We start from the raw sequence: 15,670 nt of genomic DNA on the forward strand, positions 1-15,670 counted from the left end.
GCAACGAGTGAGTAACAGGCCTAAACCTGAGATTGTGGAAGTTTAACTTCCGATTTGAATGTTTCCATTGCAGGAAACGATTCTCCATAGAAAGGAGGTGATCCAGCCGCACCTTCCGATACGGCTACCTTGTTACGACTTCACCCCAATCATCTACCCCACCTTCGGCGGCTGGCTCCCTTGCGGGTTACCCCACCGACTTCGGGTGTTGTAAACTCTCGTGGTGTGACGGGCGGTGTGTACAAGACCCGGGAACGTATTCACCGCGGCATGCTGATCCGCGATTACTAGCAATTCCGACTTCATGCAGGCGAGTTGCAGCCTGCAATCCGAACTGAGACCGGCTTTGATGGGATTGGCTTCACCTCGCGGCTTCGCTTCCCGTTGTACCGGCCATTGTAGTACGTGTGTAGCCCAGGTCATAAGGGGCATGATGATTTGACGTCATCCCCACCTTCCTCCGGTTTGTCACCGGCAGTCACTCTAGAGTGCCCAACATTACTTGCTGGCAACTAAAGTTAAGGGTTGCGCTCGTTGCGGGACTTAACCCAACATCTCACGACACGAGCTGACGACAACCATGCACCACCTGTCTCCTCTGTCCCGAAGGCCGCCACTATCTCTAGTGGATTCAGAGGGATGTCAAGACCTGGTAAGGTTCTTCGCGTTGCTTCGAATTAAACCACATACTCCACTGCTTGTGCGGGTCCCCGTCAATTCCTTTGAGTTTCAGTCTTGCGACCGTACTCCCCAGGCGGAGTGCTTACTGTGTTAACTTCGGCACCAAGGGTATCGAAACCCCTAACACCTAGCACTCATCGTTTACGGCGTGGACTACCAGGGTATCTAATCCTGTTTGCTCCCCACGCTTTCGCGCCTCAGCGTCAGTTACAGCCCAGAAAGTCGCCTTCGCCACTGGTGTTCCTCCACATATCTACGCATTTCACCGCTACACGTGGAATTCCACTTTCCTCTTCTGTACTCAAGTCACCCAGTTTCCAGTGCGACCTCAGGTTGAGCCCAAGGTTTAAACACCAGACTTAAATGACCGCCTGCGCGCGCTTTACGCCCAATAATTCCGGACAACGCTTGCCCCCTACGTATTACCGCGGCTGCTGGCACGTAGTTAGCCGGGGCTTTCTTCTCAGGTACCGTCACTCCGATAGCAGTTACTCTACCGGACGTTCTTCCCTGGCAACAGAGCTTTACGATCCGAAAACCTTCATCACTCACGCGGCGTTGCTCCGTCAGACTTTCGTCCATTGCGGAAGATTCCCTACTGCTGCCTCCCGTAGGAGTCTGGGCCGTGTCTCAGTCCCAGTGTGGCCGTTCACCCTCTCAGGTCGGCTACGCATCGTCGCCTTGGTGGGCCGTTACCCCACCAACTAGCTAATGCGCCGCAGGCCCATCCCTCAGTGACAGATTGCTCCGTCTTTCATTCTTTCTTCAGGAGAAAAAAGAAATTATCCGGTATTAGCTACCGTTTCCGGTAGTTATCCCAGTCTAAGGGGCAGGTTGCCTACGTGTTACTCACCCGTCCGCCGCTAAGTTAATTTGAAAGCAAGCTTTCAAATTAACTCCGCTCGACTTGCATGTATTAGGCACGCCGCCAGCGTTCGTCCTGAGCCAGGATCAAACTCTCCAATTAGTATTGAAAAGAGCGATATGCTCATTTTGAAACATCTGACGAGAAAATTAATTCTCTAATTTTGGATTTCACTTTCGTGATTTCCTACTCACTCGTTGTTCAGTTTTCAAAGATCAAGTTCTCGTTGGCGCCGTTTAATGTCTCAGCAGCAACTTTTATAATATATCATGTTATCCGATGAATTGCAACACTTTTTTTCAAAGTCTTTTGTAATTTCATTCGGATTAACATTCACCAACCGAAAGTTTATATCTCCTCTTTACGACTGGATTTATAATGTAACATATAACCCACTCTAAAAACAACCCCTAAATTCAAAAAAATAAGTACTTCTTCTTCACTCCTACATCTCGTTCACACCTTATCATAAAAAACGTGTAGATTCTAATAATCAGAACCTACACGTTAAATAGAAATTGGATGTTAGTTTAGACTGTATTAATTAGAAATCCACGGATTTCTGCGTTTCTTTGAGCTCTCTGTACGACCACCAGCATTGGAACGTTGAGACTTCACAACTGTTTTGTTTTTCTTACTGCTGTTTTGACTCGAGGTCTTTGCTTTTGATGCCGTTTCCTTCGTTGCAATTCCCTTGCTCTTGAGAGAAGCGCCAGAAGTGGATTCCTCACTCACTGTTCTAGCAACTTCGGGAACGTCCTGTACAAACGTTTCAGGATCTTGGATTTCCGGAACCCGATTATGCTGCGAATAATTACCAATACCTGGATACTGTGGATTAGACGGAATACTCGACATTATCGGCCCGCCAAAAGCTCCAAGTGGAGATGCTGGAACTATTCCCTGATTAGGTGTTCCTGCTCCATAAGCAGAGAATCCATTTGGGTTTCCATATGCAGGATAGGTATTATATACGGGCATTTCATATGAATAGGGTTGAACATGCATCCCTCCACACCCACAAGTAGTTGGCCAAGGAAGGTTCGATGACATCCCATACATCGGGTTCATTCCTGAAACATTAGCCTCCATATGGTTAGGTGCAGCGTTCGGATTCCATTGTTCTGGACTCATCATATTAGGTGCAGCGTTCGGATTCCATTGTTCTGGACTCATCATATTAGGCGCAGCGTTCGGATTCCATTGTTCTGGACTCATCATATTAGGTGCAGCGTTCGGATTCCATTGTTCTGGGCTCATCATATTAGGTGCAGCGTTCGGATTCCATTGTTCTGGACTCATGTTAGGTGAATACATATTTTCTGAATAGTTGTATGGAGACATGCACTCAGGTCCATATGACGCCGGTTGAACATAACTTGGTGCCCAATTCATATTCATATTAGGGCTATTTTGATAGGAATCATAGAGATAAGGATTTCCTCCTAGGCCTGGATATCCCATATTGTCACAAGAATCTGCCTTTTCCTCTTGGTAAGCCAATGGCTTCATCTCAGCTTTTGCTGCCTCATGATGGGCTACAGGCTCTTGATTTGGAACTGTAATCTGAACGAATAAGCTCTGCATTTCAATTTCTTGCACAGGAGCAACTTCCATCTGCATATTCGGCGCAGGATTTGGTGCAGCATTTTGAGTATTAATAGGGGCGATGTTCATTGATGGGTGTGGTGCAGAATTATACAAAGGTGAGACATTGGGCGATGATTTAGGTGCAGGTTTAGTTTCCGCTTTAGCTTCGGGTTTATTTTCTGCTTTTGCCTCAGGCTTATTTTCTGCTTTTGCTTCCGGTTTAGTTTCTGGTTTGACCTCTGGTTTAGTTTCCGGTTTTGGTGCAGGAACTACTTCAGCAACTGGCTGTTCTTTTGGACCCGTATATTCCTTCCCGCCAACTTGTGTTTTCTCAGAAGCATTAGAAGGCATGTAGCCTGGCTGTACGGGTGAAGCGTTTGATGTTTTTTTAGGAATGTTGACTACTTCTCCTAACATCAATACATTCGGATTCTTTAGCTGGGGGTTTGCTTCAACCATATCCTTTAAGGGGATTCCCCACGCCTTAGATAATTTCCATAAGGTATCTCCTTGTTTGACTGTATGCTTGTAGTAAACTTCACTGTTATCCGGTACGGATACAGGAGCCGTAGGTATTTTTACTTTTTCACCAAGTGCCAGCACATTCGGATTACTGATCTGTGGATTAGCTTCAATAATTTTTTGTAACGGCACTCCGTACTTTTGCGATAATGCATACAGACTATCGCCTTGTTTGACAATGTGTATTTTCACGTAGCATTAACCTCCTAAAAGTTTTGTGGAGTATTGCTTTCTTACAGCTACACAGCAAAACTGGCTTTGAAAGCAAACACCCTTTGGATGGAACATTGCTCTCTTACAAAGTTATATGCGGTACAGCCGCCTCCTTCGTTACTACATCTTATGCAGCCCATGGGCGAATGACATCCCTGAAATAAAAAAAATCCTTTCATGAGACATGAAAAGATTTACCAGAGACCTCCGGCCATCTTCTTCATATGCATGAAAGGATATCTAATGCCTATTCAATACTCATTACACGACTAGCACGTAAAGAGCACATTGTACGATTAACTGTTATTCCCAAACCTTGTAGCCATCTTTGTCAACAACGTTGCGGAACTCTTCAAGTAATTTCAAAGTGATTGGACCCGCTTGTCCTTCGCCAATGATTCGGCCGTCAATTTCACGCGCAGCAATAACTTCAGCAGCAGTACCTGTGAAGAATACCTCGTCCGCTATGTAAACATCATGCATAGTGAACGGTTCTTCTTTTAGCTTAATACCCAATTTCTCACATAACTCGATGATCGCCAGACGTGTGATTCCTTCAAGCGCTCCCAAATAGCAAGGAGGAGTGAAGACCACACCATTTTTGATAATGAAAATATTATCGCCAGATCCCTCAGTAACATATCCTTGGGCATTCATCATAATCGCTTCATCGGCTTCTGCCAGATTGGATTGAATTTTCACTAGAATATTATTGAGATAGTTAAGCGATTTAATCTTCGGATTCAGTGCATCCGGAATATTACGACGTTGGGATACAGAAACAGCACGAAGCCCGTTGATGTACGCTTCTTCTGGGTAAATAGCCAGTTGTTCAACGATAATGATTACGCTGGCTTTAGGACAACGACGTGGGTCAAGACCCAAGTTACCAGGACCACGGGATACGATCAGTCGAATATAGCCGTTACGCATGTCGTTAAGGCGAATCGTTTCAGCCATAGCCTCCAGCATCTCGTCATAAGTGAGCGGAATGTCCAGCATGATCGACTTCGCCGAATCATATAGTCTGTCCAAATGCTCTTTACATTTAAAAATATTACCGTTGTAGATACGAATACCTTCGAATATGCCGTCTCCATACAAAAAACCGTGATCAAAAACGGATACCTTTGCATTTTCCTTAGTTACGTGTTGTCCATCCAGATAGATCCATTGTTCAGCCATGAATTTACTGCACCTCCGCTTTCTCTTCCTCATAGGTGTATGTGGGATACGAGCCCAGAATCCGAACCTGACAGCCTAAAGCGCTAATCTCTTCAATCGCTCCTGGCAGCAGGACTGATTCTATCGGTTCCAGCACATCAATATAAAAATAATAAGTACCCAACTTCTTTTTCGTTGGTCGTGATTCAATACGCGATAAATTCAGCTTCCGCCAAGAAAAGGCAGCGAGGACCTGATGTAAAGCACCTGGAAAATCCTCCGGCAACGTTACAAGGACACTCGTCTTTACCCCATTGCTGCTCCGTGGAAGATCTGCCTTCTGCGGGCCAACAAGAACAAATCGTGTGTAGTTGTTATTGTGATCTGTAACTTTCCGATCTACAATCTCTAGCCCATGAGTAGCAGCGCCAAGAGCCGTACCTATTGCAGCCCAGCCCTTGCCAGGATTGTTCTTAACGATTTCGACAGCTTCCGAGGTACTTCCGACCGACTCCAGTTCAGCCCAAGGTGCATGCTTCCGAACAAATTGCATGCATTGTGCCATGGCAACCGGATGCGAAAGGATTTTTTTCATTCTAGTGAAATCCTTATTCCCGTCAGCATCTCTGAATTCCAGCGGGTGACCAATGAGATTCTGTATCGAAGGAAAGATCCATTCAGCCTGCATAGGCAGATCGACCTCATTAATGAGCCAATCAATGTGTAGACTAACTGAGCCTTCAATCGTGTTCTCAATCGGGATAACGCTGTAGTCAGTGGCGCCACCAGCCGTTGAGAGAAAGACATCGGAAATTAACTTGTGATGCACAATATTCACAGGTTCACCTTTAAACAAATGCAGCAGCGCTTCGTGAGATACCGAGCCCTGCGGCAATACCGCTATTGATTTCATAACCGTACTTCTCCTTTTATCATATCCAAAAATGAATCGTTTTGCATCTCGTTTCTTTCAAGAAGCTTTGATGTAACACCTGAAGTACAAGGCATAAGCCAGCAAGTCTGAGCAGAGATGCCGTGTTCTTGCATCGTATTTATCAGGAAAGCCTCAAGCTCTTGCTTACGAGTCTCATGGCGATCAACTAAACACAGCAGGGTAGGACCGGCACCGCTAAGTGCGATTCCTAAAGCACCGTGGTTAGGCGCTTCCGCGAGCAGCTTCTCCATGCCTGGAATAAGTGCTGCTCGATAGGGCTGATGCAGACGATCCTGCATCGCTCTGCTGATCAGGTCAAGCCGACCTGATGCAAAGGAGGCTGTCATTAAAGAGGTTCTGCTGATGTTGTACACAGCATCACTAACTGAGATTTCTGTTGGAAGCACTCCCCGTGCTTTTGTGGTCTCCAGCTCGAATTCAGGAATAACCACTAGAACCTCTAGATCTTGTGGAGGTTCTAGGCGAACGTAATCCGCATGATCACCGTCCCACACTGCGGTAATGATGCCACCAAACAAGGAAGCCCCTACATTGTCGGGATGCTTCTCAAGCTGGGTAGCCATATCAAACAGTTTGGCATCATCCAGTGGAGAACCGATCATCGTATTAGCAGCGACCATACCCCCGATGATGGCTGAAGCACTGCTGCCGAGCCCACGTGTAAGCGGAATCTCAGAGTACATCGATATAGATATTTCAGGCACCGTAACGCCTGCCTCTGCAAATACCATTTGAGCGACCTTATAGAGTAAATTACTCTTATCCTGAGCCACTCCCTTCATCTCATCACCATAAAGATGAAAAACAGTCTCCTTGGCTTCCTCCATCTCAATCCAGGCATACAGCGGCAAAGCCATGCCGAGAGTATCGAAGCCCGGACCAAGATTAGCTGTACTAGCAGGTACTTTAACCCTTGCTACTCCATAAGTACTCATAACAGGTGCAATCTCCTTACTCATTGTTTAAATATAAAAAGTATACCCTAGCTACAGTTCTAGCCTTCTACACGATAATGGCTCTTGATCCGGTGGATGACTTTCAGTTCCTTAAAGTGACGCAGCACTTTGTTCATACTCGCTTTACTCGCATTATGAGTAACAATAATAATTTCCGCGTCAGGATTATTTGGATTGGCTTGCTGAACTACCGAATCCAGACTCACATCGTACTCGGCAAACACTTGAGTAATCTTGGCCAATACGCCTGCTTTATCGTCAACGTGCAAAAGAAGGAAGTTCTTATAAAAAATATCCTCATCACTCTTAAGCTTTTTCTGCTTATAAGGTACGATCTGCTTCAATCCATTGACACCCAGCTTAAGGTTCTTGATAACAGCTACCAAATCAGCGACGACCGAGGTTGCAGTTGGCATAGCGCCCGCTCCCGCACCATAGAACATAGTCTCTCCGACAGCTTCACCATAAACATACACTGCGTTGAACACACCATTAACGGAAGCCAATGGATGACTTGCCCGAATCAAGGTTGGCTGAACACTGATACTGAATGCTTCATCCTGACGTTCAGCAATGCCTACCAGCTTAATTTCGTAACCGAGACGCTTTGCAAAAGCGATATCGGCTTTACTCACTTCTGAAATCCCGCTCACACTGACATCATGAAGCTCTACGTTAGTGCGGAAACCTAAGGTTCCGAGAATCGCCATTTTGCGGGCAGCATCCAGCCCTTCAACATCGGAAGTTGGATCAGACTCTGCATAACCCAGATCCTGCGCTTCTTTTAACACATCACTATAGGATGCGCCTTCTTGACTCATTTTGGTTAGTATGTAATTAGTTGTTCCATTCACAATCCCTATAATCTTCATGATCTTATCGGAAGAAAAGCCTTCGATAAGCGTCCGAATAATCGGAATACCACCCGCAACACTAGCCTCATAAAAGACATCACATTGCTTTTCTTGCGCCTTAGCCAGAATCTCTGAACCATGCAGCGCCATCAAATCTTTGTTCGCAGTGACGATATGCTTACCGTGGTCCAAAGCTTCAAGAATATATTCCTTTGTTCCATCGATACCGCCCATCACTTCAACGATTACATCAATCTCAGGGTCACGAATAACCTCCCATGGATCCGTTGTTATTTTGGCAGGATCAACTTCAATATCACGTGGCTTATTGGAATTATTCACCGCTATACGCTCAATGAGTATTGGAGAGCCAACTTGACTGCTTAAATCCTCCTGATTTCCTTCCACGATACGAACTACACCTGTACCAACTGTTCCCAGACCCAGCAATCCTACTTTAACCGGCTTCATCTGTATCCTCCTAAAAGTTTTACGTATATAACTTCTCTATCCCTGCCCAACGATTAGGGCGCGCTTCACTCCCGGAATATCCTTCAGACTATCCAGCATCTCTCCGAGTTCCTCATTCAAATGTGAGATTTCCACGGAGATCACCACATTCGCTCGTCCTTGTAGCGGAATACTCTGATGAATCGTCAGCACGTTAGCCCCATGCCCCGCCACAGATCCCAGAACCTTGGAGAGCATCCCGGATTCATGTTCTAAATCCATAGAGATCGTAACAATTCGCTCACGTTCTAACTGATGGATCAGGTGAATGCCATCCTTGTATTTATAAAAAGCACTTCGGCTTAATCCTACCTGTTCTACACCTTCATGTACGGTCTTCGCATCCCCAGCTTCAAGTAATTGCTTCACCTGCATAGTCTTAAGTACGGCATCAGGTAATATGTCCTCCCGGACCAAATAATAGCGTTCTTTCACGAACGTCCTCACCTCAAAGACTTTTGTGTTTTCTTAGTGGACATTATATCGGAAAAGACTTATAAAATGCAATAACTTTATATGTATACTCTGAGGCCAGGGGGTTCGGTGCAGCAAAAGCCCCGGATTCCCGGGGGCAGCAGGCAATCGTATGTACGCTAACTGTATGGAATCGTCGTCCCGCAATAATCACAGATCTTGTCCTGACCCGGCAGCACCCTACTCTTAGCACCGCAGCTCGGACAAACGATGGACTTCGGCAGTTGGACAGGTGGCTTAGACCAGATCTCCGGCAATGACTGCCGCCCAGGTGATGATGGCTGTTGGTTCTGTGCCCCGTAGGGTTGTACCCGTTCAGGATGAACAAGATTGGGCGGTTGTTTATCGAAGAGCTTAACGCGTCCTTCATAATAGACAATATCAGAAGCAAGTAACCCCCATCTCACCAAATACCGTAGGTCTCTACGTACATCATCTTCACTTTGTTTGACGATATCAGCTAAATTTCCAATATGTCTAACATCATCCACTATGATCAGCATGAGATACTTCTTACACAGAAAATCAAAGTTCTCGGTTGCCAAGGTAGCCCGACTTGCGAAGCTGTCGGCCGGAATTATGAAGATCACGTAGAGGACCACCAGAATGATCAATAAAGTGGACCACTTAAAATCCCCTTTATAGGTCCCCACGGCGAAGAGGACGGATAGTTCCATAAAAGATCCCATACATACATGATAGAGCAATTTGTAGTTAAATGATTTTCGCTCATTCTTATAATGAGTGCTTACAAAACTAAGGATCGCAAGCACAAACCCAAGCGGAGCAAATAAATAGGCAACCGCTATGATGATTCGATCAAAAACTGTCCGGTCTCGCTTGTTACGGTAGCGAAGGTTATTCTCAGGCGCACGCACCAGTGCCTGTGTCCGTTTGGAATAAATAAGCTTCGGCGGCAATTTTACAAATGGATTGTCTACACGTCCTTCATAATAAACAATATCTGGAGAAAGTATCCCCTGATCTTTTAAATACTCCAAAACGTCTCGGACGTTCTCTTCACTGAATCCGCGAATATCGGACAGGCTACCGATATGCCTGATGCCGTCTACAAGAACCAATGCGATATAATCATTGCAAAGATAAGTGAATCCCTCTCTCCATCCTACGGCCCTAACCCTGAATTTGATTGCGGGTATCCTAAAAATGCTGTAGATGATTACCAGCCTGATCAAGAGTGCGAAATAATCGATTTGACCGAGTAGCTTGCTAATAATGAAATAGATCGCCAATTCTAAAAAGGCACCCATACATGCATGATAAAACAGGTTAATATTGCTTGCTTTGCGCTGTCTCTTGGAATGTGTAGATAATAATCGAATGACAGCCAGTATAAACCCCACTGGAGCAAATACATACGCAAACACAATAATCGTATAATCAAACGCCGTCCGCTCATATTCGTGCTTATATATCGGTTTGCCTGTTGTTGGTGGCTGCCTTCGTATATCCAATTTACTCATCTTCTATCTCCCCTAGTTAAGTTATATCTACAATGCTCAGGGAGAACCTTGGCATTAACTGTACGATATCATTGTTCCACAATAATCACAGCTCTTTGACTGACTAGGCTGAACCGTATTCTGTGCTCCGCAGCCCGGACAACGGATGGACTTAGGCAGCAGCGGTGAGGACTGCGGCTGAGAATGAATCTGCTGACCCGAAGCTTGGGCTCCGAAGCCTGATGTCCTTCCAGAATGTACAAGATTAGGTGCTGCCATGGACGGATCTGGCGTCTGGCGCCCCTCGGAAAGTACAATATCAATATCCAGTAATCCTTTATTCTTGAGATACTGGACATCTCTCCGTACATCGCTTTCGCTTTGACCTATCCGTTCAGATATACTGCCGACATATCGGATATTTTTAATCAGAATCAGCTCTATATAAGAAGTGTTAAGCTTAGAAAGCGTATGTTTAGCTTTTGCTGTCACATTCGCAAGAATAAGTGCCGGAATCAAAAATATGACTGCAAGGAAAATCTGGATCGTTAACAATTCGGAAGTTCCAGTGTTTCCACTCATGGTATCCACAAACATTGCAATAGAGAGCTCAACAAATCCTCCGATAAATACATGCATGATCAGATTTAGATTAGTTGGTCTCCGATGATTTTTATAATGAGTTAGCATCAAACGTAACAATGCAAGAACGAGTCCAATGGGCGTGAATAGATAAGCTGCCGCAAGAATGAGATAATCAAACCCAGTCCGATCTAATTTAATTAGAGGAACCGCTGTACTCCCCGCTGGGCCCGGTGACGGCTCTTGTATGTTCAATCTGTTCATGTAGTTATTTCCTCCTATTTAAGGGCTGCTAATTCCCGATTTCGCCGTTCAAGTGTAGCCTTAATACTGTCGGCCATTTCGTTAATTTCAGCTTGCCAGTTCTCATGTGGCTCATTTGTCATAAGCAGAAGCTTCACATGATCATGCAACAGGGCGATCTGCTGATTCATGATGTCCTCAGTAGCATACAAAGATGGATCTGATATAGGATCACTGAATTTGAATTGATCCCGTAAATTATTGAGCACTTTTATAAGCTGTTCAGTTTCGGGATTCTTCCAGCTGCTTGCCAGCGCACTGATCTCGTTTATTTCACTCTGATGCTGCCGAAAAGCTTGCAAAGACCTCTGCCTTTGCTGTTCTTCACTTCCGGCATTCCATCCATAAATCCCGATCACAGCCAGCGTGATTCCACCCATTAAAAGAATCAGCAGTTGAACGGCAGCATACCACAGAGGAGACAGCTCCAGTAGCCAATCGAAGACAATAGCCGATGCGAATACTCCAGCCGCATAAATCCCCGTGATGAATGCACCGCTGAGAAGAACGGGTGAGGTCCGCTGCACACTACCTGCAGTACGGAGCCAAAAAATACAATAGCCATACACCACACTCTCCGCCAGCAGAACAGCAACTAGCGAAGTCACGAATCGAAACAGTGATTCAGAGAAGCCTAACCCTATAAAGGAGAATACCGTCAGTATTATAGCAGCCACATAAATAATGGTGATGATACGAATATAGCTTTTGCCCTTGTTCATAACGTCCTCCTTCAGCCTGCTTTTGTTCCACACTCTGCACAAAATTTTTGTCCAGGATTCAGCTCATGCCCACAACCTCCGCATTTAATAACCAAGCTATCTCCACAGTGAGGGCAGAATTTCACCCCTGGTGATACCATTTCTCCACATTTACCACAGGCTTTAGGCATTTCTTTTCCACAAGACACACAGGAAGATGTACCCTCAGGATTATCTGCTCCGCAGGTTGGACAAGCACGATAAGGATTGCCACAACCAGGACAGAACTTGGCTCCTGCTTTCAATTCATGTCCACATTCCAAACAATTGATCTTGTTTCCGGACGATGCGCTTTGCTGAATGCTCTCCAGAGCATGCCCACAGCCACTGCAGAACCTTCCTTCAACAGAATTCATAACCCCACACTTCGAACAGGAGCGCTCTTGGCGCACCACTGTAGTCCCTGAATCAAAACTCATCCCTCGGGTCATACGATTCACCATATCCACAGCCGGTCCAGCGAACCCCATACCAAGTCCAAGCCCCATCCCGGTGTTCATCATGCCTACTCCAAGATTACCAGGATTACCCGCTGCTTTTTCCATCGTGTTAAAGCCACGCTCCTGCTGATAGTTGAAGCCGATAATATCCATTTCTGCTTTTTTAGCTAAAGCTTCCTTTAGTCGAATCGTTGCCGGATCATCATCAGGAATATTAATGGAATCAATATAGAAATTATTCAGCTCAAGTCCATTATCCAGAAAAGTTGATGCTAGCCGCCCCTGGATATGCTTTGAGATCTCTGCAACATAGGCATTAATCTCCAATATACTGATTTGCTTATGTACAAGGTAGGATGAGATCAGTTCATTTATATTCGACATAAGCAAGCCGCGGAAATAATTTACGAGCGTATCGTGATCAAACTGAGGAAGCGTTCCAACAAGCTGCAACAAAAATTTGCGCGGATTATCAACCTTTACACCAAACTGTCCGAAGGAACGAACAGAAATCATTATTTTGTATTTAGGATCCTGGAGTTGTAAAGGTGCGCTGGTTCCCCATTTAACATTCATCGAATTGGTCTTGTTCACATACCATACTTCTGCTGTGAACGGCGACTTCCCACCGAAAGGAAGGTTGACGATATTAGATAAAATAGGAATATTGGCGGTGCTCAGGGTGTGCCGCCCTGCCGTAAAGGAATCAAGCACTTGTCCGCCCTTGAATAGGATCGCTTCCTGAGATTCATTAACGATTAGCTGAGTCCACGTCCCTAGCTCTTGGTTAGGATATTTCCATGCGAAAATCCCCGGAGGACCGTCGTACTTCACCACTTCTATAATTGCCATCTGCTATTCCCTCTTTCATCATCTATGATATATGAATAACGTATGCGTTCCCGGATGGGAAATTGTGTATTTCGATATTTATTGTATACGATATATATCGTGTTTTGGGTTCTTTTCATGAAAAAAATATGCTCAATATGGAAACAAGTATAAACATCTTTGACGTCCTTATAAGGACGATAAGCGTTTAAGCGAGAAATATAAAACATATAGTATTGTGTGAAACTTATACTTTCTTATATTTAAAAAAAAGCGCGATTTGTGTCTTCCTTTACAGGAGAACACAAATCGCGCTTTGTAATCAGCTAAATATTAATAGTAACTACTATTCTCTACGAACTCGAATTCGAACTCACCAATACGGACAATAGTCCCCTCTACAGCTCCACGTTTACGAAGCTCTGCATCTACACCCATATGCCGTAAAGTCCGGGCGAGCTTTAGAATCGCATCATGTGTGCTAAGCTGCATACGTTTCAACATTTTCTCGATACGAGGGCTGTTGACCACATATGTTTCATTATCACGTGTAATGGTGAATGTGTTATCATCTTCCGCTTCTAGCTTATAAACCTTACGTTCAGTTGTTCCTGATACTTCTTCAACTATCGGTGCCACCGGAATACTATCAAGAATATCCGTTGCACGATATAACAGTTCCTGAACACCCTGACGGGTAAGCGAGGAGATTGGCATAATCTCAAGATCCGGACGCAGCTCAGCTACGCGTTCTCGGAAAGAGATGAGATTCTCCTCTGACTCTGGCATATCCATTTTATTCGCAGCCACGATCTGAGGTCGATCAATTAGAGCCGCATTATATTGCTTCAGCTCGTCATTAATGAGAACCCAATCCTCGAAGGGATCACGCCCCTCTGAACCAGACATATCCACTACGTGAATAATGATCCGTGTACGTTCAACGTGACGCAGGAATTCATGACCAAGCCCTATGCCCTCACTAGCTCCCTCAATTAATCCTGGCAGATCCGCCATTACAAAGCTTCGTCCATCCCCAACATCTACTACACCTAAGTTCGGTGTAATCGTTGTGAAATGGTATGCACCAATCTTTGGTTGAGCTGCGGATACAACCGACAGTAGCGTAGATTTGCCCACACTCGGGAAGCCTACAAGTCCCACATCAGCCATAACCTTAAGTTCCATAACAATATACCGCTCTTGACCCTCTTCGCCGTTCTCTGCTAGCTCTGGAGCCTTATTAGCCGCTGTTGCAAAACGAGCATTCCCACGACCCCCACGACCCCCACGGGCAACAACAACTTGCTGACCATGACGAGTCAAATCGGCGATGATCTCTTGAGTATCATCGTCAATTAACATGGTTCCAGGTGGAATCCGCACGATCATATGATCAGCGTTCGCCCCATGCTGACTTCTGTTACGTCCTTTAATCCCTTTGTCTGCTTTAAAATGGCGCTGATAACGGAAATCCATCAGCGTGCGCAAGCCCTCATCTACGCGGAAGATAACGTCGCCACCACGGCCACCGTCACCACCTGCTGGGCCACCATCCGGTACATACTTTTCCCGACGAAACGCAACGATACCATCCCCGCCGTCTCCGCCCTTAACATAAATCTTAGCTTTATCTACGAACATTAATGTTCACCTTCCTCACATCTCAAGCGGCAAACGCAGCTCTACATAAGCCTTGCTGGGCTTAAACTGCTCCGCTTTCATGATTTTCCCTTGTACTATATTATAAATTTGCCCTTTGAGCTGCTCGGGATTGCCATGCTCTCCCTCACCTTCGAAGGAGATAAGAATGTCTCCTCCATCCTGAATAAAGCCAAGACGCAGCTTGCGCGTTTCACCCTGAGGAGCCAGTCCGTTATATTGATAAGCTCGTACGGTCTGCATGATCACTGAAGTCAGCTCATCTCCTGCTTCCCGGTTTAGCTTCTCCTCCAGTTGCAATCCTTCCTCCACTTGAACTTCCAGTTCCAGACTAGTCCGGTAAGTTCGGAAAGATTGGATATAGAAGACCAATGAAGGAATGCCCAGCTTAGCGATACGACTATCAAGCGCTATGCGTTCCTTTATTCTTTCCACACACTCCACGGATTTATCAGTCTTTCCAAGCTGAATATATCCGTAAAGAATCTGCAAATCATTCATCCAATCATGACGATGATGATTCAGTGTCCGAATCGCCGCCTGTTGCAGAGTGTTCTCTTGTATACGCAGTTCCCGTTCCCAATGACGCTGATTCCAAATCAAACTGAAAGCAACTGTTGCTGCTACCCAAATTCCAAGCAACAGACACGTCAAAAGGGAGGTATGCCAATACACGAGTCCTAAAGGAAGCATTACGGATAACATGACTGCCCAGATTGCACTTTTCCAGGATTTCATTCTTTCTCCCCGTCCCTCAGTTCGCAAAATTCATGACTTCGTTTAGATTATTATCCTCATCAATTACCATTTCCTAGTATAACACAGCAGTTCCCTGTAGTTCACC

Annotated in this window: 12 protein-coding genes and 1 rRNA gene; all 13 read right to left on the minus strand. The window is 45.4% G+C overall.

Annotated features, from left to right (window positions below):
• Positions 1-90 precede the first annotated feature (90 nt).
• The 13 genes from MHB64_RS24445 to MHB64_RS24505 all read right to left on the minus strand — a co-directional run bounded on the left by MHB64_RS24445 (position 91) and on the right by MHB64_RS24505 (position 15,564).
• Positions 91-1,648: ribosomal RNA gene (locus tag MHB64_RS24445) — 16S ribosomal RNA — on the minus strand.
• Between the two features lie 438 nt (positions 1,649-2,086).
• Positions 2,087-3,850 (minus strand): LysM peptidoglycan-binding domain-containing protein, encoded by a 1,764-nt coding sequence (locus MHB64_RS24450; protein WP_341135542.1) that lies wholly within the window; start codon positions 3,848-3,850, stop codon positions 2,087-2,089.
• 324 nt (positions 3,851-4,174) lie between these two features.
• Entirely contained in the window at positions 4,175-5,056 is an 882-nt protein-coding gene (gene ilvE / locus MHB64_RS24455) for a branched-chain-amino-acid transaminase (RefSeq protein WP_094873196.1), read from the minus strand.
• Positions 5,057-5,060: 4 nt separating this feature from the next.
• Positions 5,061-5,948 (minus strand): prephenate dehydratase, encoded by an 888-nt coding sequence (pheA, locus tag MHB64_RS24460; protein ID WP_094873197.1) that lies wholly within the window; start codon positions 5,946-5,948, stop codon positions 5,061-5,063.
• On the minus strand, positions 5,945-6,925 hold the full coding sequence (gene thrB / locus MHB64_RS24465; protein WP_341135543.1) for a homoserine kinase: 981 nt from the start codon (positions 6,923-6,925) through the stop codon (positions 5,945-5,947). The genes pheA and thrB overlap by 4 nt, the downstream gene beginning before the upstream one ends.
• A gap of 59 nt (positions 6,926-6,984) precedes the next feature.
• Entirely contained in the window at positions 6,985-8,271 is a 1,287-nt protein-coding gene (locus MHB64_RS24470; RefSeq protein ID WP_094873201.1) for a homoserine dehydrogenase, read from the minus strand.
• A gap of 36 nt (positions 8,272-8,307) precedes the next feature.
• Positions 8,308-8,745 (minus strand): ACT domain-containing protein, encoded by a 438-nt coding sequence (locus MHB64_RS24475; protein WP_060621882.1) that lies wholly within the window; start codon positions 8,743-8,745, stop codon positions 8,308-8,310.
• A 158-nt stretch (positions 8,746-8,903) separates the two neighbouring features.
• Positions 8,904-10,268, minus strand: coding sequence for a hypothetical protein (locus MHB64_RS24480; protein ID WP_341135544.1), 1,365 nt, complete (start codon positions 10,266-10,268; stop codon positions 8,904-8,906).
• Between the two features lie 54 nt (positions 10,269-10,322).
• Positions 10,323-11,093, minus strand: a complete 771-nt coding sequence (locus tag MHB64_RS24485; protein WP_341135545.1) for a hypothetical protein — start codon at positions 11,091-11,093, stop codon at positions 10,323-10,325.
• A gap of 14 nt (positions 11,094-11,107) precedes the next feature.
• Positions 11,108-11,854: a hypothetical protein gene (locus MHB64_RS24490; RefSeq protein WP_341135546.1), complete on the minus strand. Its 747-nt coding sequence runs from the start codon at positions 11,852-11,854 to the stop codon at positions 11,108-11,110.
• A gap of 11 nt (positions 11,855-11,865) precedes the next feature.
• Positions 11,866-13,185 (minus strand): SPFH domain-containing protein, encoded by a 1,320-nt coding sequence (locus tag MHB64_RS24495; RefSeq protein WP_341135547.1) that lies wholly within the window; start codon positions 13,183-13,185, stop codon positions 11,866-11,868.
• A gap of 312 nt (positions 13,186-13,497) precedes the next feature.
• The gene (gene obgE / locus MHB64_RS24500; RefSeq protein WP_094878108.1) at positions 13,498-14,808 is read right to left on the minus strand and encodes a GTPase ObgE; all 1,311 of its coding nucleotides are present in this window, start codon (positions 14,806-14,808) and stop codon (positions 13,498-13,500) included.
• 15 nt (positions 14,809-14,823) lie between these two features.
• Positions 14,824-15,564: a Spo0B domain-containing protein gene (locus MHB64_RS24505; RefSeq protein WP_341135548.1), complete on the minus strand. Its 741-nt coding sequence runs from the start codon at positions 15,562-15,564 to the stop codon at positions 14,824-14,826.
• Between the last annotated feature and the right edge of the window lie 106 nt (positions 15,565-15,670).

The organism is Paenibacillus sp. FSL K6-2859 (assembly GCF_038008265.1).
Taxonomy (GTDB): Bacteria; Bacillota; Bacilli; order Paenibacillales; family Paenibacillaceae; genus Paenibacillus_AQ; species Paenibacillus_AQ nitricinens.

Coding starts and splice junctions, on each gene's coding strand:
- obgE (WP_094878108.1), bottom strand. CDS start 14,808: ATGTTCGTAGATAAAGCTAAGATTTATGTTAAGGGCGGAGACGGCGGG.
- MHB64_RS24495 (WP_341135547.1), bottom strand. CDS start 13,185: ATGGCAATTATAGAAGTGGTGAAGTACGACGGTCCTCCGGGGATTTTC.
- pheA (WP_094873197.1), bottom strand. CDS start 5,948: ATGAAATCAATAGCGGTATTGCCGCAGGGCTCGGTATCTCACGAAGCG.
- MHB64_RS24485 (WP_341135545.1), bottom strand. CDS start 11,093: ATGAACAGATTGAACATACAAGAGCCGTCACCGGGCCCAGCGGGGAGT.
- MHB64_RS24505 (WP_341135548.1), bottom strand. CDS start 15,564: ATGAAATCCTGGAAAAGTGCAATCTGGGCAGTCATGTTATCCGTAATG.
- MHB64_RS24480 (WP_341135544.1), bottom strand. CDS start 10,268: ATGAGTAAATTGGATATACGAAGGCAGCCACCAACAACAGGCAAACCG.
- ilvE (WP_094873196.1), bottom strand. CDS start 5,056: ATGGCTGAACAATGGATCTATCTGGATGGACAACACGTAACTAAGGAA.
- MHB64_RS24490 (WP_341135546.1), bottom strand. CDS start 11,854: ATGAACAAGGGCAAAAGCTATATTCGTATCATCACCATTATTTATGTG.
- MHB64_RS24470 (WP_094873201.1), bottom strand. CDS start 8,271: ATGAAGCCGGTTAAAGTAGGATTGCTGGGTCTGGGAACAGTTGGTACA.
- thrB (WP_341135543.1), bottom strand. CDS start 6,925: ATGAGTACTTATGGAGTAGCAAGGGTTAAAGTACCTGCTAGTACAGCT.